The sequence below is a fragment of the Alistipes sp. genome (genome assembly GCF_048465575.1).
GTDB lineage: Bacteria > Bacteroidota > Bacteroidia > Bacteroidales > Rikenellaceae > Alistipes.
The window spans coordinates 241,031-262,904 of record NZ_DBFWLG010000009.1 but is presented as its reverse complement, the minus strand read 5'-3'; the positions used below and the strand labels follow the sequence as shown (position 1 = coordinate 262,904).

14 protein-coding genes and 1 tRNA gene are annotated in these 21,874 nt (G+C 60.7%); 11 read left to right on the top strand and 4 right to left on the bottom strand.

Features of this window, described 5'->3' with window-relative positions; all coding sequences use genetic code 11:
- Positions 1-28 precede the first annotated feature (28 nt).
- Complete coding sequence (gene pheT, locus ACMQ11_RS03870) at positions 29-2,494, bottom strand: phenylalanine--tRNA ligase subunit beta (RefSeq protein ID WP_418991388.1); 2,466 nt, start codon at positions 2,492-2,494, stop codon at positions 29-31.
- A 319-nt stretch (positions 2,495-2,813) separates the two neighbouring features.
- Here pheT and ACMQ11_RS03865 point away from each other — a divergent pair, with 319 nt between their 5' ends.
- Positions 2,814-4,175 (top strand): TrpB-like pyridoxal phosphate-dependent enzyme, encoded by a 1,362-nt coding sequence (locus ACMQ11_RS03865; protein WP_418991387.1) that lies wholly within the window; start codon positions 2,814-2,816, stop codon positions 4,173-4,175.
- A 30-nt stretch (positions 4,176-4,205) separates the two neighbouring features.
- On the opposite strand, the gene ACMQ11_RS03860 is transcribed toward ACMQ11_RS03865, so the two are convergent.
- From ACMQ11_RS03860 to ACMQ11_RS03850, 3 genes are all read right to left on the bottom strand, one after another.
- Positions 4,206-5,111, bottom strand: a complete 906-nt coding sequence (locus tag ACMQ11_RS03860; protein ID WP_418991386.1) for an EamA family transporter — start codon at positions 5,109-5,111, stop codon at positions 4,206-4,208.
- A gap of 10 nt (positions 5,112-5,121) precedes the next feature.
- Positions 5,122-6,279 carry a diaminopimelate decarboxylase gene (gene lysA, locus ACMQ11_RS03855; RefSeq protein ID WP_418991385.1) on the bottom strand — a complete coding sequence of 386 codons (1,158 nt, stop codon included), beginning with the start codon at positions 6,277-6,279 and terminating at the stop codon, positions 5,122-5,124.
- A 61-nt stretch (positions 6,280-6,340) separates the two neighbouring features.
- Complete coding sequence (locus ACMQ11_RS03850; protein ID WP_418991383.1) at positions 6,341-7,183, bottom strand: TIGR01777 family oxidoreductase; 843 nt, start codon at positions 7,181-7,183, stop codon at positions 6,341-6,343.
- A gap of 121 nt (positions 7,184-7,304) precedes the next feature.
- Here ACMQ11_RS03850 and lepA point away from each other — a divergent pair, with 121 nt between their 5' ends.
- From lepA to ACMQ11_RS03800, 10 genes are all read left to right on the top strand, one after another.
- Positions 7,305-9,095 carry a translation elongation factor 4 gene (gene lepA / locus ACMQ11_RS03845; RefSeq protein ID WP_418991381.1) on the top strand — a complete coding sequence of 597 codons (1,791 nt, stop codon included), beginning with the start codon at positions 7,305-7,307 and terminating at the stop codon, positions 9,093-9,095.
- A gap of 2 nt (positions 9,096-9,097) precedes the next feature.
- Positions 9,098-11,005 (top strand): AMP-dependent synthetase/ligase, encoded by a 1,908-nt coding sequence (locus tag ACMQ11_RS03840; protein ID WP_418991380.1) that lies wholly within the window; start codon positions 9,098-9,100, stop codon positions 11,003-11,005.
- 107 nt (positions 11,006-11,112) lie between these two features.
- Positions 11,113-11,184: transfer RNA gene (locus ACMQ11_RS03835), tRNA-Gly, on the top strand.
- A 294-nt stretch (positions 11,185-11,478) separates the two neighbouring features.
- Positions 11,479-11,679: a hypothetical protein gene (locus ACMQ11_RS03830; RefSeq protein WP_418991378.1), complete on the top strand. Its 201-nt coding sequence runs from the start codon at positions 11,479-11,481 to the stop codon at positions 11,677-11,679.
- Positions 11,598-13,097 carry a S8 family serine peptidase gene (locus tag ACMQ11_RS03825; protein ID WP_418991485.1) on the top strand — a complete coding sequence of 500 codons (1,500 nt, stop codon included), beginning with the start codon at positions 11,598-11,600 and terminating at the stop codon, positions 13,095-13,097. Before ACMQ11_RS03830 ends, ACMQ11_RS03825 begins: the two co-directional genes overlap by 82 nt.
- A complete protein-coding gene (locus ACMQ11_RS03820; protein ID WP_418991377.1) occupies positions 13,094-15,367 on the top strand; it encodes a prolyl oligopeptidase family serine peptidase in 2,274 nt (757 codons plus the stop codon). Before ACMQ11_RS03825 ends, ACMQ11_RS03820 begins: the two co-directional genes overlap by 4 nt.
- 21 nt (positions 15,368-15,388) lie before the next feature.
- Positions 15,389-18,751: a SusC/RagA family TonB-linked outer membrane protein gene (locus ACMQ11_RS03815; protein ID WP_418991376.1), complete on the top strand. Its 3,363-nt coding sequence runs from the start codon at positions 15,389-15,391 to the stop codon at positions 18,749-18,751.
- 12 nt (positions 18,752-18,763) lie between these two features.
- Positions 18,764-20,143, top strand: coding sequence for a RagB/SusD family nutrient uptake outer membrane protein (locus tag ACMQ11_RS03810; RefSeq protein WP_418991375.1), 1,380 nt, complete (start codon positions 18,764-18,766; stop codon positions 20,141-20,143).
- 14 nt (positions 20,144-20,157) lie between these two features.
- Complete coding sequence (locus ACMQ11_RS03805) at positions 20,158-20,367, top strand: hypothetical protein (RefSeq protein ID WP_418991374.1); 210 nt, start codon at positions 20,158-20,160, stop codon at positions 20,365-20,367.
- Positions 20,368-20,399: 32 nt separating this feature from the next.
- A complete protein-coding gene (locus tag ACMQ11_RS03800) occupies positions 20,400-21,683 on the top strand; it encodes a hypothetical protein (RefSeq protein ID WP_418991373.1) in 1,284 nt (427 codons plus the stop codon).
- The last annotated feature ends 191 nt before the right edge of the window (positions 21,684-21,874 follow it).

The window sequence follows — 21,874 nt, the reverse complement described above, 5'->3', positions numbered from 1 at the left end:
CGTTTGATTGGGAAAGCCCGACCGGTAATCAGGCCCGAACCTGAGCGCCGCACCGCTGCTCGAACTGCGCGGCGAGGTTTTTCATCACCCGTTCGATGGTCTTCTCATCGAGCGTGCGCGTCTTGTCCTCGAGGATGAAGCTCAAGGCGTAGGATTTCTTGCCCTCGGGGAGTTTGTCGCCCTCGTAGACGTCGAAGAGCGAAACGCTCCGGAGCAGTTTGCGCTCGGTGGCGAACGCCACGTCGCGCAGGGCCGAGAAAGTCACCTGCTTGTCCAGCAGCAGCGCCAGGTCGCGCTTCACCTCGGGGAATTTCGAGAGTTCCGTGGCCGTGATTTTCGATTTCCGCGTCGAGCGGACGAGCGCGTCGAAATTCATCTCCAGATAGAATACGTCCTGCTTGATCTCCATCCGGCGGCGAATCGCACCGCTCACCGTGCCGATCTGCAACAGCGGTTTGCCGGCCAGCGACATGGAGAGTCCCTCGCCGAACAGGTCGCTTCGGAGCGTCTCGGTCTGCAACGCATAGATGTCGATACCGAAGCGGCGCAGAAGCTTTTCGGCCACGGCGCGCAGGGTAAAGAATGAGGCCGCCACAGGCTTCGCGTTCCACGACGGCGGGGTTGCGATGCCCGTCACGGCGATGGCCAGCCGGTACTCCTCGGAGTAGGCCGCCAAGGGATTTTCTTCGCTTCGGCGGGAAGCGTCGTAAAAGTAGCAGTTGCCGAACTCGTAGAGTTTCAGATCGCCGTTGCGGCGGTTGGCATTGAGCTGCACGGCCTCCAGCATGTTGAACAGCAGCGTCTGGCGCATCACGTTCAGGTCGGTGCTCAGCGGATTGAGGATGCGCACGCAGCGATCCGCCGGGTAGGATTCCAGCCCCTCGTAATAGGCCGCCCGCGTCAGCGAATTGGACATGATCTCCGTGAAACCGTTGCCGGTCAGGTAATTCGCCGCCAGGTTCATCAGCCGGTTGCGGTCGGGGCGGGGCGCATAGGAGAGGGTCGATCGCACCCGCGAGGGGACCTCGACGCTGTTGTAGCCGTAGATGCGCAGGATGTCTTCGATCAGATCGGCTTCGCGCTGCACGTCGACCCGGTAGGGCGGGACGGCCACGGTCAGCACACCCGCATTCCCGGCGAGGACTTTCACCTCCAGCGCCGCGAGGATCGTGCGGACCGTATCCTCGGGTATTTCCTTACCGATGAGTGAATTGATGCGTGCGAACGAAATATCGAACACGAAATCGGAGACGGGGGCGGGGTAGATGTCCGTCACGTCGCTCGAAATCGTCCCTCCGGCCAGCTCTTTCATCAAGAGGGCGGCGCGCTTGGCGGCATAGACCTGGATGTTGGGGTCGACCCCGCGCTCGAAGCGGAACGAAGCGTCGGTGTTGAGCCCGAACCGCTTGGCGGTCTTGCGGACCCAGACGGGATTGAAGCAGGCGCTCTCGATGAACACGTCGGTGGTCGTGTCGCCGATACCCGAATCCAGGCCGCCGAAGACCCCGGCGATGCACATGGGACGCTCGGCGTCGCAGATCATCAGGTCGCGGTCGGTGAGTTTGCGCTCGACGCCGTCCAGCGTGACGAACGGCGTACCCTCGGGGCAGGTGCGGACCACGACCTCGCGGCCCGCGATCTTGCGGGCATCGAACGCATGCAGGGGCTGTCCCAGTTCGAAAAGCACGAAATTGGTGATGTCCACCAGGTTGTTCTTCGGGTGAATGCCCGCGGCGCGCAGACAGTTCTGCATCCAGTCGGGCGACGGGCCGATCTTGCAGCCCGTGACCGTAACGCCCGCATAACGCGGTGCGGCTTCCGTGTTTTCGACGCGGATGGCAATCTCCAGCTCGTGGTTGTCGGGGGCAAAGGCCGAAACGTCGGGCAGCTTCACCGCCACGTCCTTGCCGCGGCTGCGGAGGTAGGCGGCCAGGTCGCGGGCCACGCCGATGTGCGACGCGGCATCGGCCCGGTTGGGCGTCAGGCCGATCTGGATCAGGTAATCGTCCTCGATACGGAGGTATTCGCGGGCCGGCATGCCCACGGGCGCGTCGGCCGGAAGCTCCATGATCCCCTCATGCGAAGCGCCGATACCCAGTTCGTCCTCGGCGCAGAGCATTCCGAGCGATTCGACGCCCCGGATTTTCGAGCGTTTGATCTTGAACTCCTCCTCGCCGCCGTCGGGGTAGAGCACTGCGCCGACCGTGGCACAAAGGACTTTCAGACCTGCCCGGCAGTTGGGAGCGCCGCAGACGATCTGCAAGGGTTCGCCCGCGCCGGTATCGACCGCCGTGACGTGGAGGTGATCCGAATCGGGATGGTCCGTCGAGGTCAGCACCTCGGCGACCACCACGCCTTGCAGGCCGCCGCGGACGGTCTCGATCTTCTCGAAGCCCTCGACCTCGAGCCCGATGTCCGTAAGAATCGTGGCGACCTCTTCGGCCGTGAGGTCCGTATCCAGATAGCGTCTGAGCCAGTTGTATGAGATATTCATAATGGTAAGATTTTGCTAAAGTCGAGCAAAGATAGGCATTTTTCGGCAAAGTCGTCCACTTTTTCCTCTATATAAGGTGTCGAAAAAAAGCGGCGAAAAATTTGCATTTCCCGATCCGACCCGCTATATTTGCAGCAGAAGCTATGATTAACAGGTTCGACATACAGGCATGGTGGTGGCGCTCGTTGACTCTCGTGGACAATGAGTGCGATTCGTCATGCGTATAGCCGGACCCGGATCGAATAACACAAGCCCGTTGTTTACGAGAAGTAAGCGACGGGCTTTTCCTTTTGCATCATCACTCAAAAAACAATCCGCAATGAAAACCAAGAAATTCTGCCTGACCGAGCGTCAGATGCCCACCCAATGGTACAACATCGTGGCAGACATGCCCAACCGTCCGCTGCCGCCGCTGCACCCTGCGACGAAGCAACCCGTAACGAAAGAGCAGATGTCGGCGATCTTCGCCGAGGAGCTGATCGACCAGGAGATGTCCGCCGAGCGCTTCATCGACATACCCGAAGAGGTGCAGGAAATCTACCGGATCTGGCGTCCTACGCCGCTGGTGCGGGCCTACGGCCTCGAAAAGGCGCTCGATACCCCCGCCCGTATCTTTTTCAAGAACGAGAGCGTTTCGCCCGCCGGGTCGCACAAGCCCAACACCGCCGTGCCGCAAGCCTACTACAACTACAAGCAGGGCATTCGCCGCCTGACGACCGAGACCGGAGCGGGACAGTGGGGTTCGGCCATTGCATTCGCGGCCAAGCATTTCGGTATCGACGTCGAGGTTTACATGGTCAAGGTGAGCTACGAGCAGAAGCCCTACCGCCGGCTGATGATGAACACATGGGGTGCACAGTGCTACGCTTCGCCCTCGCTCAAGACCGCCTCGGGCCGCGCCGCGCTCGCACAGGACCCGCATTGTTCGGGCAGCCTGGGACTGGCGATCTCCGAGGCGGTCGAAATGGCCCTCCAACACCCCGAAGATACGCGCTACTGCCTGGGCAGCGTCCTGAACCACGTGCTGCTCCACCAGACCGTCATCGGCCAGGAAGCCGTCGCGCAGATGGAGCTGGCCGATGCGGAACCCGACGTGGTGATCGGATGCTTCGGCGGCGGCAGCAATTTCGCCGGTATCGGTTTTCCGTTCCTGAGGAAGAATTTTAGCGAGGGCAAGCGGATTCGCGTCGTGGCGGTCGAGCCGTCGAGCTGTCCCAAACTCACGCGCGGCGCGTTCCAGTACGATTTCGGCGACACGGCAGGCTTCACGCCGCTGATTCCGATGTATACCCTGGGACACGATTTCCAGCCCTCGGACATTCATGCCGGCGGTCTGCGCTACCACGGAGCGGGCTCGATCGTCAGCCAGCTTTTGAAAGACGGCCTGATCGAGGCGCAGTCCATCCCGCAGACCGAGACGCTCGGCGCAGGCATTCTCTTCGCCAAGACCGAGGGAATCATCCCGGCCCCGGAGTCGACCCACGCCATCGCCGCAGCCGTCCGCGAAGCGCTGCGCGCCAAGGAGGAGGGAACGGAAAAGACTATTCTTTTCAACCTCTCGGGCAACGGCGTGATCGATCTGTACGCCTACGAGCAATACCTGGCCGGCGCGTTGAAAGACTACGTTCCCGGAGACGACGAAATCCGACAGACCGTCAACCGGTTGGAAAAACTCATCTAAACTTTGCGGATAAGTGAATGCGGAGGCGTCCTATGCCGGCCGGGAGCCGAGCCAGAGGAAGAACATGCCCACCAGGATGAAAGCCAGATCGACGGCTTTGGAACGCAGGTTGCGTTCGTGGAAGAGCACCGCGCCGCAGAGGAACGAAACGACCACCGAGCCGCGGCGGATCATCGAGACCACGGAGATCAGGGCGTCCGGCTCCCGCAGGGCGAAGAGGTAGGCGAAATCGGCCGCAGAGAGGAAAAGTGAGATGAGCGGGATGGCCCAGCTCCAGCGAAACGGGGTGGTGTGCGCTCTGCGGGGCCACCACATGACACCGACCAGCACGGTCATCATTCCCAGCTGGTAGAGGTTGTACCAACTCTGCACGAAGACCGGATCGAGCCGCGTCATGATATAGCGGTCGTATAGCCCGCTGACGGCGCCCGTGAGCGCCGCCAGGGCGATGAACAGAATCCAGAGGTTGTGGCGGAAATCGACGCCCTCGCGGCGGCTCGAGCGGCTCAGCAGAAAGAGCGAAAGGAGGGCCAGCGCGACGCCGGTCCACTGCCAGGCGTTGAGCCGTTCGCCGAAGAGAAGCATCGCGCCGACCAAGACCATCACCGGACGCGTGGCGTTGATGGGTCCCACGATGGTGATGGGGAGATGCTTCATGCCGAAATAACCGAATATCCACGAGGTCAGCACGATGACCGACTTGAGCACAACCAGCGCGTGCGCATGCGCCGAACCCGGAGCCGTCGCCAGCAGCGTGCGGTCGAACCACCCCAGCCCCAGCTCGGCGGAGAGGACGGCCGGCAGAAAGATCAGCGAGGAAAAGAGCGTGTTGAGCAGCAGCACCGGCAGCACGGCATTCCCGGTAAGGGCCTTTTTCTTGGCCGCATCGTAGAATCCCAGCAGCGTCGCGGAGATGAATGCAAGGGTCAGCCACATGCTCGAATGGTCACAGTTCGTCGCTGTACACCGCTCCGGGCAGGTCGTGGAGGTTGTAGCGCGAAGCCATCGACATGCCGTATGCGCCGGCCGACTTGATGGTCAGCAGGTCGCCGCGGCGGGTTTTTCGCAGGCTGACGTTCTCGTCGAACACGTCGGTCGATTCGCAGGCCGTGCCTACTACGGTGTATTTGTGGGAGGTCTCGTCGTCGGAGGTGATGTTCTCGATGTTGTGGTACGAGCCGTAAAGCGCCGGGCGGATCAGCTCGGTCATCGAGGCGTCCACGATCACCAGCCGGCGTCCCGTGGCCGTGGTCTTGTTGAAGAGCACCGAGGTAATCAGTTCGCCGCACTCGGCCACGATCGAGCGGCCGAATTCGAAATGCACCTCCTTGCCGCCTACGTCGAGGTGGTTGTGGACGATCGAGAAGAGCGACGCGAAATTGGGGATCGGCTCGTTTTCGGGCACGTCGTAATTGACGCCCAGGCCGCCGCCCAAGTCGACGAAACGGAAGCTGAAACCGAGTTTTTCGAGATTCCGCACAATGGCGTTCACTTTCAAACACATGTTTTCGAAGACATGCAGCTCGCGGATTTGCGAACCGATATGCAGGTGCAGGCCGATGATGCGGATGTGTTCCAGGCTCTTGATCCGGTCGGCGTGTTCGAGGACCTCTTCGTAAGATATGCCGAACTTGCTGTCTGCCTGACCGGTATCGATGCAGTGGTTGGTCTTTGGATCGATGTCGGGATTGATGCGCAGCGCCACGTCCGTCCCGACGCCCGCTTCGCCCGAGAGGACGTTCACCAGCTCCAGCTCCTCGATCGACTCGCAGTTGATGGCCAGGATGCGCTGCCCGATGGCGTAGCGCAACTCCTTGTCACGCTTGCCGACCCCGGCGTAAACGATCCCCTGCGGATCGAACCCCGCTTCGATCGCCTTTTGCAGTTCGTTGCCGCTGGCGCAGTCGATCCCCAGCCCGTATTCGCGGATGATCGCCAGCAGGTGATCGTCGTAGTTGGCCTTGATGGCGTAGTGGACCTTGTAGCCGTACTTGTTCGACTCGTAGACGACGCTTTCGAGCGTCTGCCGCAGCAGGGCCGTATCGTATAGGTAAAAAGGAGTTTCGTAGCCCCGCAGTTTGGGTGCGATCTGTCTCGATAACATGCTGACCTGATTTGAATGAGGTGCAAAGGTAGCATTTTCGGATCAAACCGGCAAATCGCGCTTACAGCCGGCGCAGGAATTCCGAAACCGAGGGCGAGCAGAAGCGGAACCCGGCCTGCTGCAACCGCTGCGGCACGGCGCACGCTCCGTCGAGCAGGGCGGAAGCTCCTTCGCCCAGCGCCATCCGCACGGCAAAAGCAGGCACCGTGGCCGTAATCCGTGCGCGGCGGTGCCGCCCGACGGCCCGCACGAACTCCCGAAGGGAGGTGTTCTCGGGGGCTGCGAAATTGAATACGCCGTCCAGCCTGTCGTGCTGAATCAGAAAGAGCTCGGCCCGCACCAGGTCGGCGATGTCGATCCACGAAAAGGGCTGCGACCCGCCGCCCGGCACCACCGCGAGGCCCCAGGCCGTCGGACGCACCAGCCGCGCAAAGGCGCCGCCGTCGCCCGCAAGCACCACCCCGAAGCGGGTGATGACGCAGCGCACCCGGACCCGCCGCGCTTCGGCCTCCCAGCGTTCGCACAACCGGGCCAGAAAGCCCGAGCCGCGCTCCGCAGACGATTCGTCGTAACAACCCACGGGAGGGTAGCAGCCCACGGCCGAGGCCGAGACGAAAGTGCGGGTCCTCTCGCTGCGGTTGACGGCATCGACCAGCCGCCGGGTAGTCTCCACGCGGCTCGCAAGGAGCTCCTCCTTGTATTCGGGGCTCCAACGCCGGTCGATGGGCGCTCCGGCCAGGTTAACCACGGCATCGCACTCGGCCACCAGATAGGCCAGCCGGTCGCGCCGCTCCTCGGCAAAATCGGCTCGCCCGAGCGGAACGACCTCGTGTCCCTTTTTCTCCAGATAGGCTGTCAGATGGCTCCCTATGAATCCCGTCGCACCGCTGATCGCTATTTTCATCTTCTCCTTTTCTTGTCCGACAGATGCGTCCAACCGCAAAGTGCGTGCAAATCGGCAGCGGAGCGGAGCGCCGCAAATCCGATTTTTTTCGTATATTTGCGCACATTTTCTCTGCGAACCTATGAAAAATATCCGCAACTTTTGCATCATAGCCCATATCGACCACGGCAAGTCGACCCTGGCGGACCGTCTGCTCGAAAAAACCAACACGCTGAACCAGCGCGAAATGCAGTCCCAGGTGCTCGACGACATGGAGCTCGAACGCGAGAAAGGCATTACCATCAAGAGCCACGCCATCCAGATGGAGTACAAGGCCCGCGACGGCCAAACCTACGTGCTCAATCTGATCGACACCCCGGGACACGTCGATTTCTCGTACGAGGTCTCGCGCGCCATCGCCTCGTGCGAGGGGGCGCTGCTGGTGGTAGACGCTACGCAAGGAATTCAGGCACAGACCATTTCCAATCTCTACCTCGCGCTGGGGCACGATCTGGAAATTATCCCCGTGCTGAACAAGATCGACATGGACTCGGCGATGATCGACGAGGTGCGCGACCAGGTCATCGACCTCATAGGCTGCAAGGAGGAGGACATTCTGCTGGCTTCGGGCAAGACGGGCCTGGGCGTGGAGGAGGTCCTCGAAGCCATCGTCGCGCGCGTGCCCGCCCCCGAGGGCGACGAGAACGCTCCGCTCCAAGCGCTGATCTTCGACTCGGTGTTCAACCCGTTCCGCGGCATCATCGCCTATTTCCGCGTCTTCAACGGAACGATCCGCAAGGGGGACCACGTCAAGTTCTTCAACACGGGCAGCGTCTACGACGCCGACGAGGTGGGCGTGCTGAAGCTGAAGATGCAGCCCCGGCAGGAGATCAAGGCCGGCGACGTAGGGTATATCTGCTCGGGTATCAAAACCTCGGCGGACGTGAAAGTCGGCGACACGATCACCTCGGTGGCCAATCCCGCCCGCGAGGCCATCGCCGGTTTCGAGGACGTCAAACCGATGGTCTTTGCGGGCGTCTATCCGGTCGAGGCCGACCAGTACGAGGACCTCAGGGCCTCGCTCGAAAAGTTGCAGCTCAACGACGCCTCGCTGACGTTCGAACCCGAGAGTTCGCTGGCGCTGGGGTTCGGTTTCCGCTGCGGCTTTCTCGGACTGCTCCACATGGAGATCATCCAGGAGCGGCTCTACCGGGAATTCGACATGGACGTCATCACCACCGTGCCCAACGTCTCGTACCGCATCACCACGACACAGGGCGAGGTGGTCGAGGTGCACAACCCTTCGGGGCTGCCCGAGGTTACGCGGATCGACAAGATCGAAGAACCCTATATTCTGGCCCAGATCATCACCAAGACCGAATTCCTGGGCAACGTCATCAAACTGTGCATCGACAAGCGCGGCGTGATGAAGAACCAGACCTTTATCACGCAGGACCGCGTGGAGATCAATTTCGACATGCCCCTCTCGGAGATCGTCTTCGACTTTTACGACAAGCTTAAAAGCATCTCCAAGGGCTACGCCTCGTTCGACTACCACCGCACGGGCTACCAGCCCTCGAAGCTGGTCAAGCTGGATATTCTGCTCAACGGCGAGCCGGTCGACGCCCTCTCGTCGCTCACCTACACCGACCACGCCTACGATTTCGGGCGCAAGATGTGCGAGAAGCTCAAGGAGCTGATCCCGCGCCAGCAGTTCGACATCGCCATCCAGGCCGCCATCGGCGCCAAGATCATCGCCCGCGAAACGGTCAAGGCCGTGCGCAAGGACGTGACGGCCAAGTGTTACGGCGGCGACATATCACGCAAACGCAAACTGCTCGAAAAGCAGAAGAAAGGCAAGAAACGCATGCGTCAGATCGGTAACGTCGAGGTGCCGCAGTCGGCATTCCTTGCGGTTCTGAAAATGGATTAGCCATGAAAAAGACCATCATCGACCTTTTCGAAAGTTCGGTCGAAAAGTACGGAAAAAAGACTTTCCTGCTCGAAAAAAGACACCACCGGTTCGAGCCCACGACTTATGCCGAGACCCGCGAGCAGGCGCTTCAGGTCGGGGCCGGACTGGCTTCGATCGGTATCCGCCCCGGGGACAAGGTCGCCATTCTGGCCGAGGGCAGCAACGGCTGGATCATCTCCGAGCTGGGCATATTCTACGCCGGCGGCATCAGCGTGCCGCTCTCGATCAAACTCGAAGAGTCCAACGACCTGCTGTTCCGCCTGCGCCACGCCGAGGTACGGGCGCTGTTCGTCTCCAAACAGCAGCTTCCCAAGATCCGGCGCATACGTGCCGAACTGCCCGAGGTCGAGCACATCATCGTGCTGGGGCACATTCCGTTGGAAGCGGGCGAAACGGCTTTCGGAATGCTCAAGCGGCTGGGCCGCGACTACCTTTCGAAACACCGCGACGAATTTCTCGGAATCGGACGGGCGATCCGCAACGACGACTACGCCACGATCACCTACACCTCGGGCACCACGGCCGATCCCAAGGGCGTCGTGCTGACGCATCGCAACTACACGGCCAACGTCGAGCAGTCGCTTTCGCGCATCGATATTCCGTCGTGGTACCGCACGCTGATTATCCTGCCGCTCGACCATTGCTTCGCGCACGTGGTCGGCTTCTACATCATGATCGCCTGCGGCGCTTCGGTGGCCACGGTGCAGATCGGCTCGACGCCGATGGAGACCCTGAAGAACATCCCGCAGAATATCCGCGAGGTGCGCCCCCATTTCCTGCTTTCGGTGCCCGCCCTGGCCAAGAATTTCCGCAAGGGGATCGAAGCGTCGATCCGGGCCAAAGGGCCCGCCACGGAGCGGCTCTTCCACTTGGCTCTGCGCACGGCCTACGCCTACAACCTCGACGGTTACCACAAGGGCCGCGGCTGGCGCATTGCGCTCAAACCGGCCGTCGCGCTCTTCGACGCCTTGCTTTTCCGCAAGGTACGCCAGGCGTTCGGCGGTTCGCTCAAGTTCTTTGTCGGCGGCGGGGCGCTGCTTGATGCGGAGTTGCAGCGTTTCTATTACGCCATCGGCATCCCCATGTTCCAGGGCTACGGTCTTTCGGAAGCCACTCCCGTCATCTCGACCAACTCGCCCAACTACCACTGGCACCGGTTCGGTTCGTCGGGCAAGATTCTGATTCCGATGGACCTGAAGATCTTAGACGAGGAGGGACGCGAGGTTCCCCGCGGGCAGAAAGGGGAGATCGTCGTCCGCGGCGAGAACGTCATGGCCTGCTACTGGAAAAACCCCGAAGCCACGGCCGACACCGTACGCGACGGCTGGCTCCACACGGGCGACATGGGCTACGTCTCCGAAGATGATTTTCTCTATGTGCTGGGCCGCTTCAAGAGCCTTTTGATCGCCTCGGACGGCGAGAAATACAGCCCCGAGGGGATGGAGGAGGCCATCGTGGACAAGTCGCCTTTCATCGACCAGATTCTGATCTACAACAACCAGAGCCCCTATACGACTGCCCTCGTCGTACCCAACCGCGACGCGCTGCGACGCGAGTTGGACGGCCGCGGGGTCATCCCGGAAGAGCGGGCCGGTACGGCCGCCGATCTGTTGGGTGCCGAAATCGACCGCTACCGGTCCGGCGGAAGCCATGCCGGCGAATTTCCCGAGCGGTGGCTGCCCGCGGCGCTGGCCTTTGTCGACGAGGGCTTTACCGAGCAGAACGGATTGATGAACAGCACGATGAAAGTCGTGCGCGGCAAGGTTGAAGAGCGTTTCCGCGACCGGCTGGACGACCTCTACACCCCCGAGGGCCGCAAGCTGCGCAGCGAACGCAACCTGGCCTCGCTGCGTAAACTCGGCGCCTGAATCGCCTGAGCCCATTCGGACGATAAGTAAAAAACAGCGTCCGGATAAAAATTATGCCGTGAAAACTTGAAATTTCGAAAAACGGGCGTATCTTTGTACTCCGTAATGCGGGAGTAGCTCAGTGGTAGAGCATCAGCTTCCCAAGCTGAGGGTCGCGGGTTCGATCCCCGTTTCCCGCTCGATGGAGAGGTTGCGAATCGTATCGCAACCCTTTTCTTTTACCTTGTTTCGAAAAAAATCATTTCGAAACTTTAATTCGAAAACTCTATTTCGGATTACGATTTCGTCTTTTTGACGGGCATTCGCTTTGCATTTGCAATGGAATCGGGCAAAATATCCTCCAATCGTTAGCATAATCGAACAAAACGGGTTTGCCACACCCCGTACCGGCACGCCCGTTTGTTGCAGAGGCGTGTCCGATATTGCGAAAAAAGACCTATATTTGCCTCCGAACAACATCCCATCCTGTCCGCATGTTCAAAACACGTTTCATATCGTTTCTGGCCTGCGCCTCGGCACTGGCGATCCCGGCTTCCGCCAAGGGGCCTGCATCGCTGCGTGATGGCTGGTATCTGGCCCCGGCCGACTCGCTCTGCGGAATCGACATTCCGGGCGCCTTTGCGCGTCTGAGCGACCCGAAATCCCCCCCCCACAGGGTTCCTGCCCTGATCTGACCGTAGTAGCCGTCATCGACGGCGGTTTCGATTTCACGCATCCCGACCTCCGGGAACGCGTGTGGATCAACGCGTCCGAGACTCCGGACAACGGCCTCGACGACGACGGCAACGGCTATGCGGACGATCTCCACGGCTGGAATTTCCTGGGTAATGCCTGCGGTGAAGATTTTCTGAAGGCCGGCACGGCGCAGTTCCGCGATTACAAGCGGCTGCGGCCCCGCTACAAGAATGCGGACACCTGCCGTCTGAACCGTCGCCAACGGGCCGAATACGCCCTCTATAAGCGCATGGAGCGCGAAGCGCGGCTCGATACCTATATTCTATACGCGCAATACCTCGGCCGCATCGCCCGGGCCTACGAGGTGTGCGACTCGCTAATGAAAGCCTGCTATGGCGACAAGGCGACCACAATAGGGGATTTCCTCCGCATCGAGGTGGCCGACACGACCGGCCTGGGGCAGGACCTGCAAATCGCAGCGTCGCGTCCGGCGGTCATGCAGCCCGATGCCTCGTGGAACGAGGTCGTGCGAAAAGCCGCTGCCGAGTATGACACGGCCCGCAAACGGGTCGAAAGCCTCGACCGCAACGACGACGATCCGCATCTGAAGCTCGGCAACGATCCCGATGATTTCCGGAATTTCCGATACGGAAACAACCACATCCACTGCGATCCCTACCACGGTACGATGGTTTCGGGCGTGATCGCGGCCTGCACCGCCGCGCCCGGCGTCGAGCAGACCGTCAAGATCATGGGTATCCGCGCCGTACCCGAGGGCGACGAATACGACCGCGACATAGCCGCCGCGATCCGCTATGCGGTGGACAACGGCGCCCGGGTGGTCAACATGAGCTTCGGAAAATACGCTTCGCACTATTCGAAAGAGGTGCAGCAGGCCATCCGCCATGCCGCCCGCCGCGACGTGCTGCTGGTCATGGCCTCGGGCAACGACGGCCGCGACATCGACCTGCGGCCGATCTACCCGCGCAACGTCTCCGCCTCGGGCCGCCGTCACGAAAACATGCTCGTGGTCGGCTCCACCGACCGCCGGGGCAGGGTATGCGATTTCTCCAATTACGGCTGCCGCACGGTCGATCTCTTCGCTCCGGGCAGCGACATCCTCTCGACCGCCCCGGAGGGCCGATACGACGCGGCGATGGGTACGAGCATCTCGGCTCCGATGGTCGCGGGGGTCGCGGCGCTGATCCGCAGCGTGTGCCCCGATCTGAAAGCCGCCGAGGTGCGGCGCATCCTCCTGGAAACGGTCCGCGACCTGTCCCATGTCGAAACCCCGATCCCCGGAACGAAAGGGAAACAAACCGGTTTTTCGGGCGATCTGTGCCTGAGCCGCGGCATGCTCGATGCGAACGCTGCGCTCGGAAAAGCCCTGGAAATCAGCATAACCGCACGGCGATGAAACGGTTTTTTCTCGTTATCCTGGCCGCGTGGTGTACGCTGCCGGGTGGGGCTCAGTCCTACATGCTGCGGGCCGAACGCTTCTCGTCCGACTCGCTCGGATCGGGACGCAATGCGTCGCTCGACATGCGGTGGATCGGCGACGGCAGCCGCTACGCCTGGTACGAAGCCGAGGAGCGGGGGATGCGCACCTGGTTCCTGGCCGACCTGAAAACGGGACGAACACGCCGCATGTTCGACAACACCCGGATGGCGGCGCAGCTGGCGCCTTATGCCGACTCCCTGCGGCAGCCGACACCCGGGAAACTGGGGCTCTATGCGCTCGAATTCGACCCGCGCCATCCGCTTCGCTTCACGTTCGATTACAATAAACACCTGCTGCAATACGACATCCGCACCGGACGGCTGAAAGAGCTGCCTGCGCCGAAGAAAGAGAGGCGGTTCGACCGGGGGCATTGGGAGCGGGACTACTCGGCCGACAGCCTCTTCTACATAACCGCCTGCCGGCACGACCTGGTGCTGGTCGGAGCCGGAGACAGCATCCGACTGACCGCGGATGGCGAGCCCTACTACTCGTTTGCGTCGGGCGGAGCCGCTTCGGGCAAAGGCACGGGAGGTCCGACGGGTTGCTGGATCGGGCGAAGCCACAAGTACCTGGCCGTGCGCGAGGACAAGCGCAGGGTAGGGACCATGACCGTGGTCAACAACCTGGCCGAGCGTCCCGAAGCCAAAACCTACAAGTATGTAGCTTCGGGCGACCGGGAGGTCGTGCAGTACGGCATCCGGCTGGTCGACGCCGACCGCCGCGCATCTTTCGAGCTGGACATAGCCCGCTGGCCGGACCAGAAGATCGAGGTGCCGCGCTTCCAGGCGTTCCCCGTCACCGACCGTTCGGCCTGGTTCATCCGCCGCAGCCGCACGTGCGATTCGATGGAGTTATGCCGCGTGGACGTCGCGGACAACGCCGTGCATCCGATTATCCGCGAAACGACCGCGCCGCATCTGAACGAGCAGCTGTTCGAGTACCACGTCATCAACGACGGTAACGAAATACTCTGGTGGTCGGAGCGCTCGGGCCGCGGGCAGTTCTACCTCTACGACGGCGACGGACGCCTGAAGAACGCCGTTACCGACGGCCGCTTCGTGGCCGGTCACGTCGCACGGATCGACACGCTCGGCCGCTCGCTGATCGTCGAGGGGTATGGCGGCGAGGAGGGGATCAATCCGCACTACCGGCTCTTCTACAAGGTGCCCCTGGACGGCGGCCCGGCCGTCTGCCTTACTCCCGGCAACGGGCACCACACGGTCGACATCGCACCCGACGGAGGCCGTTTCTACGACCGCTGGTCGCGGATGGACCTGCCCGAACGCCGGCGTATCGCCGACCCGGCGGGACGCACCGTGCTCGAACTGCCGGGCTGCGACATTTCGGAGGTGCGTGCAAAAGGGTGGCGCGAGCCGGAACTGCTCAAGCTCCTGGCCGCCGATTCCGTCACCGAACTCTACGGCGTGGTCTACCTGCCGTTCGAGATCGAGCCGGGCCGCAAATACCCGATCATCAGCAATGTCTATCCCGGACCGCAGGACGACCAGGTGCCGCTCGCATTCTCGGTCGACGACAACGAGAACATGCTCCTGGCACAGTTGGGATTCATCGTACTGAATTTCTCGCACCGCGGCAGCAGCCCCACGCGCGGACGCGACTACTACAACTACGGCCGCGGCAACCTGCGCGACTACGCCGTCGCGGACGACATGGCCCTCGTCCGCCAGGTCGCGGCCCGCTACCCGTTCGCCGACCCCGACCGCGTGGGCATCTACGGCCATTCGGGCGGCGGGTTCATGGCTGCCACGGCCCTGTTGCAGCACCCGGAATTCTACAAGGTCGGCATCGCCGCCTCGGGAAACCACGACAACAACATCTACGCCCAATGGTGGGGCGAGGTGTTCCACGGCGTCGAGCAGCGAACCGATGCGGACGGCAAGGTGTATTTCGAATGCCGCGTACCCACTACGGCGGAGCTGGCCGGCCGGCTGCGGGGGCGGTTGCTGCTGGTGCACGGCGATATGGACGACAACGTGCACCCGGCCTCGACGCTGCGGCTTGCCGACGCGCTGATCCGCGCCGGCAAGCGTTTCGACATGCTCCTCATCCCCGGCGCCGACCACGGCCTGCCGATCCGCTATTTCAACAACACGGTCCGATACTATTTCGTGGAGCACCTGCTGGGGCTTCCGCAAAAGGACATCGACATTTTAATACACGAATAACCAACTCAAAAAGGTGTGCGTATGAAGCATTTTCTCCGATTTTTCGCCATTCCCGTGCTGCTTGCCGCGATCCTCTTCCGGCCCGAATTCACACGGGCCCAGGACAACCGGATGATCGTGCAGGGCACGGTCAAAGACTCCGAAGGTTCGCCCCTGATCGGCGTCTCGGTCGTGGAGGCCGGAACGACCAACGGCGTGAATACCGACCTCAAAGGTCAGTACCGTATCCAGGTGAAATACGATTCGAAGCTGCGGTTCACCTACGTGGGTTACGAACCGACGGAGATCGAGGTCCGCAAGGGCAAATACAACGTCACGATGAAAGACTCCCAGCTGGCCATCGACCAGGTGGTCGTGACGGGTTACTCGCAGACCGAACTGCGCAAGAGCACCGGCTCGGTCGGCATTCTCGACGGCAAAGAGCTCAACACCTCGCCCGTCGCCTCGGTCGACTACCTGCTGAAAGGCAAACTGGCGGGCGTCAGCGTGAAAGCTACCTCGGGCCGTCCGGGCGAGGTAGCCCAGATCCGCATCCGTGGCCAGAGCACCATCACGGGCGACGCCGAACCGCTGTGGGTAGTGGACGGGGTGCCCATGCAGCAGGACATCCCCATGCCCAAGATCACCGGCAGCCAGTTCAAGTCCGGCGACTTTACAAATCTCTTCACCACGGGTATCGGCAGCATCAACCCCAATGACATCGAGTCGATCACCGTGCTCAAGGATGCCGCAGCGGCGGCCATCTACGGATCCCGGGCCTCGGGCGGCGTGATCGTCGTGACGACCAAACGCGGTAAGCCCGGTGCCACGCATGTCAGCTACTCGGGTTCGGTATCCGTCCAGACCCGTCCCACGCGCAGCAACAACCTGATGAATTCGCGCGAAAAACTTGCCTGGGAGCAGGAGTTGTGGGACGAGTTTTCGGCCCCGGGTTTCACAGCCACGCAAGGGGGCGTCTCGACCCATTATCCGGTCATAGGCATTGTCGGCATGATCCGCTCGGGTTACGGCCGTTTCTCGGGCATGTCCCAGGCTGAGCAGGACGCCTACATCGCCCGACTGGGCAACCACACGACCGACTGGTTCGCTTCGCTGTTCCGCAATTCGATCGCCACCAGCCACAACGTCTCCGTCTCGGGCGGCACGGAGAAGCTGACCTATTACACCTCGCTGGGTTACAGCCGCAACAACGGTATTCTGAAAAACAACCACTACGACACGTACAGTTTCAGCTCCAAGGTCGATGCCCGTCCCAACAAGCGGCTCTACCTCGGCGTAAATGCCGATTTCTCCTACCAGAAATCCAAGTCGCCGTCGAACAATGTCGACATGTTCCGCTACGCCTATTTCGCCAACCCCTACGAGCGGCTCTACAACGAGGACGGCTCTTACAAACCCGACGAGACCTATTTCACGCTCCACGAAACCAACGGTTCCTATACCAAGGCCGTGCCCGACAACGGATTCAACCTCATGCGCGAGATCAACGAAACCTCGTCCACCGACTCCAGCGCCTCGATCAAGCTCACGGGCAACCTCACGTACAAGATCACCGAGCACCTCCGGTTCACGGGGCTGGCATCGTTCTCCTACGCCTCCAACATGAGCGAGAACATCAACGGCAAGTACACCTATGCGGCGTTCAACGACCGGCCTTTCGAGAACAACACGCAAAGCTCGAAAAGAGTCTACGGCTCGATCTCCCAGAACGCGGCCTACAATACCTCGTACATCCTGCGCGGACAGTTGAGTTATGCCCGCACGTTCGCCGACATCCACCGCCTGAGCGTTTCGGCCGGCGCCGAAATCCGCAGCTCCTATGCCAAGAGTATCTTCGAGAAGCGGTACGGTTACGACCCGGTTTCGGGCAACCATTCGACGCCCCTGTTCCCGTCAGTCAACGAGGACGGCACCATCTCCTACGACAAACTGGAGTCTTTCGGCCGCATCATGGACGGATGCGCGGGCCAGAGCATCAGCGAGAGTGCGTTCGCTTCGTTTTACGGAACCGTCGACTACATCCTGATGAACAAATATGTCTTCACATTCACGGCCCGTACCGACGGCTCGAACAATTTCGGCAGCAAGGAGCAGTTCAATACCAACTGGTCGGCCGGTTTTTCATGGAACGTCGATGAGGAGAAATTCATGCAGGGCGGCATCCGCAAGGCGATTAGTTCGTTGACGCTGCGACTGGCCACGGGTTATACGGGCGGTGTGAACAAGACGGTCTACCCGCTCTTCATCATGGATTACAACTCCGACTACCGCAAGACCGACGACGACTCGTTCCGCATCGGCGAGATTCGCAACGCCCCCAACCCGCATCTGCGGTGGGAGCGGACCCGGGATTTGAAGGCGGCACTCGACGTGGGCTTCCTGAAGGAGCGCCTGCGCTTCCAGGTCGAGGTCTACCACCGCAAGGGCATGGACCTGGTAACAAGGGTCGCAGTCCCCGTCACGACCGGATTCGACGCCCAAAGCTATAACACCTCGGAGCAAATCAACAAGGGCATCGAGTTCAACCTCAGCGCCACACCGGTCAACACCCGGGGATTCACCTGGCGCATTTCGGGCAACATCGCCTACAACCGCAACGAACTCACCAAATACACCTCGCCCACGGGCAGCGTGTTCGGAGACTACTACGTGGGCTATCCGCTGGGCAAGATCTTCTCGGGCAAACCCGACGGGATCGACCCCGAAACGGGTCTCTACAACTACAAACTGCGTCCCGACGCCGTGCTGAACGACATGGCCGACTACCGCGATCGGGACAATTACCTCTTCTACGTGGGCACGAGCAACGCTCCGTGGAACGGCGGTTTCACGACCAGTTTCACCTACAAGGGATTCACGCTGAGCATGACCGGTTCGTTCTCACTCGGCGGCAAGGTCTTGAACAACATCTCCTCGCCCGCCTATGCCGACCTGCTGGGAAGCAGCGGGATAGACACCGAACCCATCCCCAACCAGATGAACGACCTCTACACGCACCACCTCAATGTCAAGCGCGGGGTGGTCAATCGCTGGACCGAAGCCAATCCGCGCACGGACGGCTACCCGCGGCTGATCGACAAGTACGGCGGCCGGCTCAGGGACAAGAACGGCGTTCTGATCAGCGATTTTCTGCCCACGAGCAGCACGATTACCAACAGCCCGCTGCTGGAGAACGTCTCCTACCTCAAGTTCGGTTCCGTAGCGCTGATTTACAACCTGCCCGAAAGGTGGGTCAAGCGGATGCACATGTCGAACATGAGTGTCTCCTTTACGATGAACAACATCTACACCATCACCAACTATTCGGGCATCGACCCCGAGACTCCGGGCGCGGTCTATCCCCAGAGCCGGGCGTTCTCGATCGGTTTGTCGATGGGATTCTAAACTGCAAAGCGTATGAAACGAATATTTTTGATCCCCGCAGCAGCGCTCGCGCTGGTCTCCTGCAAAGAGTATCTGGACATCCAACCCTACGGTCAGGCCATTCCCAAGACGGCCGATGAATTCTCGTCGCTGCTCAACAGCACGCTAAACAAGATCGACTACGGCGAGGAGGATATAGTCGGCAACGTCTCGTCGGTCATGGAGTACGAGTGCTTTGCCGACAACCTCGAAGCCAACCTCACGAGCTATCCCGAGGGAAACAAGTTGCTCCTTTACGTCGGCTCGAATCTGTCGATGCAGCAGCAGGTCTACCAATCGCTGTACAGCACGATCCGCGACTGCAACATCACCATCGGCGAGTTGAAGGAGCGCGACACGCGCCTGGGACGGGATGTACTCGGAACGGCTTATGCCCTGCGGGGCGTTTGCTACTATGAACTGATGCGCCGCTTCTGTCCCGCTTACGACCCGTCCGCCGGAGAACAACTGGGACTGCCGCTGGTCACGGAGTTCGACATGGAGGCCAAGCCGCTGCGAAGCACCCTGGCGCAGACCGCGGACCGGGTGATCGAAGACCTGAAAAAAGCCGTCGAGTACGATATTCAGGATGAGATTTACCGCTTCGACAACGACGTGGCGAAAGGGTATCTGGCCCGCGCCTGCTTCTGGACGGGGCGTTATGCCGAGGCGATTCCCTATGCCGCCGAAGTGCTCGAAAAATACCCCTTGCTCGGCGGCGAAGCCTACCGGACGATGATGGAGTCGCAAATTCAAAAGAAAGGCAACACGCTCTTCAAGGCCGAAATCCTCACCTCGGGCGACGGATCGGGTCTCGAGGGATTGAAAAAGTACCTCCGGGCACGGCCCGTCAGCAGCCGCTTCCTCGAACTCTTCCCGGAGAAGAGCCGCGACATTCGCTACCAGTTGTCGGTGGGTCCCGAGCGCAAGAACCGGAAAAACATTTTCGCCTCGCTGCGCAGCGCCGAAATGTGCCTGATTCTGGCCGAGAGTTACTACCACGCGGGGGATGAGGACCGGGCGCTGGAGTATCTGAACCTGCTGCGCCGCCACCGGATCGAGGGTGTGGCGGACTATACCGCGAGCACGCTGCCGTCGGTCAATCCCAACGAGCGGATCAAGGTCGATGCTGCGGGAAACCCGCTGACGCCGCTGCTGTATGCCATCCTCTCGGAACGGCGCAAGGAGTTCTACCTCGAAAACGGCGACCGCTGGTTCGAACTCAAGCGCAACGGTAGCCCGGAGTTCTGGGTGGCGCAGAGCGGGCTGAAATACACGACCGAGAAATTCATGTACACATTCCCGATCTACATCCGCGACGTGCTGCTGGTGGACGGAATGATCCAGAATCCGGGCTACGAAAATATCGAATAAAAAACTGACGAAACATGAAAAACAAACGCATCCTTTCGCTTGCCGCCGCTGCCGCGGCGCTCCTGACGCTGAGCTCGTGCGGCGATGCGGCGGAATGCCCTCCGCTGAACGAAGGCTACCAGCAGAACGTCATTCTGCCGAGCCCCACGCCGCTGTCGGCCTCGGAGCGCAACTACCTGCAACAGTTGCGCGACGAATACGACCAGCACAAGAACGACATCTGAACACCCATTTATCCATTTAATCTTTTACGACCATGAAAAAATTATTTTACCTCCTGCTGGCAATGCCCCTCCTGGCATTCGCCGCCTGCTCGGACGATGATTCGGGGCCGGCCGACACGCGTCCGTCGGTCTCGTTCGACCGCCCCGTAACGCCGCTTTCGCAGGGCAAAGCCACGCTGACGCTGGTGGTAGACGGATTCGACATGAACACGATGGCCGAAGACGAGGAGATCGAGATCGCCCTCACTTTCGGAGGCGATGCGGTCAAGGGAACCGATTACAAAGTGTCGAAAGAGTCTTTCCTGATGAAAGTCAAGTCGCCCCGGACCACGATTACGCTGACCTCGAACAACTTTACGACCGACACCAAGAATGTCGAGGTCCGGCTGAACGCCCCCGAAGGCTTCAAGACGGGCAAGAATGCCACGACCAAGGTCGCGCTCAATCCGCGTCAGATTTTCTACTCGTTCATCACCCATGCGGCCGACATGCACGACTCGATGGTCATCGAGGTCGAGATGACCGACGATGCCGGCTCGGGCAAGAGCGCAGACACCGAGATCACCATTCCGCTGAAGGTCGACGCCAGCTCCACGGCCGTCCAGGGCGACAATTTCGAATTCGCGGGCGGCAAGGCGCAAATCGTCATTCCGGAGGGGAAACGCTCGGGCACCGTCGACATCAACTTGAAGAACTACGACGCCTCGAAATCGAAGATCGTTCTCGATCTGGGCGAGGTCGACGGGCTGAACGTCGGCGATCCGGGCCGCATGACCATCACGATGCTTCCCTCCTACTGGGACGGCATCAGCGGCACCTACACCGTCGAGCAGCAAATGCTCACGCGCGAGTGGCTCGAAACGAATTTCTACGGCATGGTGACCTCCTATACGGGATTCCCCACGCTCAACACCGCCGACAAGTTCACGTTCGACACGGCCAACAAGAAGCTGAAAGTCGAACTCCAGTCGGAGCTGAGAAATTTCTTCCTCGGGGACAGCAACATGACCAAGGACAAGGAATATGTAATCTACGACATGGAGACCATGATGCAGGAGATCCGCGTGCTGATGATCGACCTGGATAACTGCAACCGCAATTTCGCACCCGATTCGCAGAGCGCCGACAAACACTCCTATATCGGCGTGCGCAAGATCAAGAACGATGCGAACGAAGACCGGCTCGAACTCTATATCATGGACTACTATCCCACGACGTTCATGCTCGAGATCCTGGAGTTCGGATTCGAACAGACCCGCCCTTCGGCCTGGGGCAGCGGCGCCTACCACCTCTTCATCCTCAAACCCGCGGCCTGATCCACTACCATAAGCGATTCCGCGCGGCAGCGCCGCGCCCGGTGACGGGCGCGGCGCTTTTCTTACCGCAACAAAAAACCTCCAGACACACGCGGGAGGTTTTTCACACACAAACATCAACAATACAACAATGCAATGGCTGAATCATATTTCATTGTTCTGGTTGCAAATGTCCGACAAATTTGCCTGCC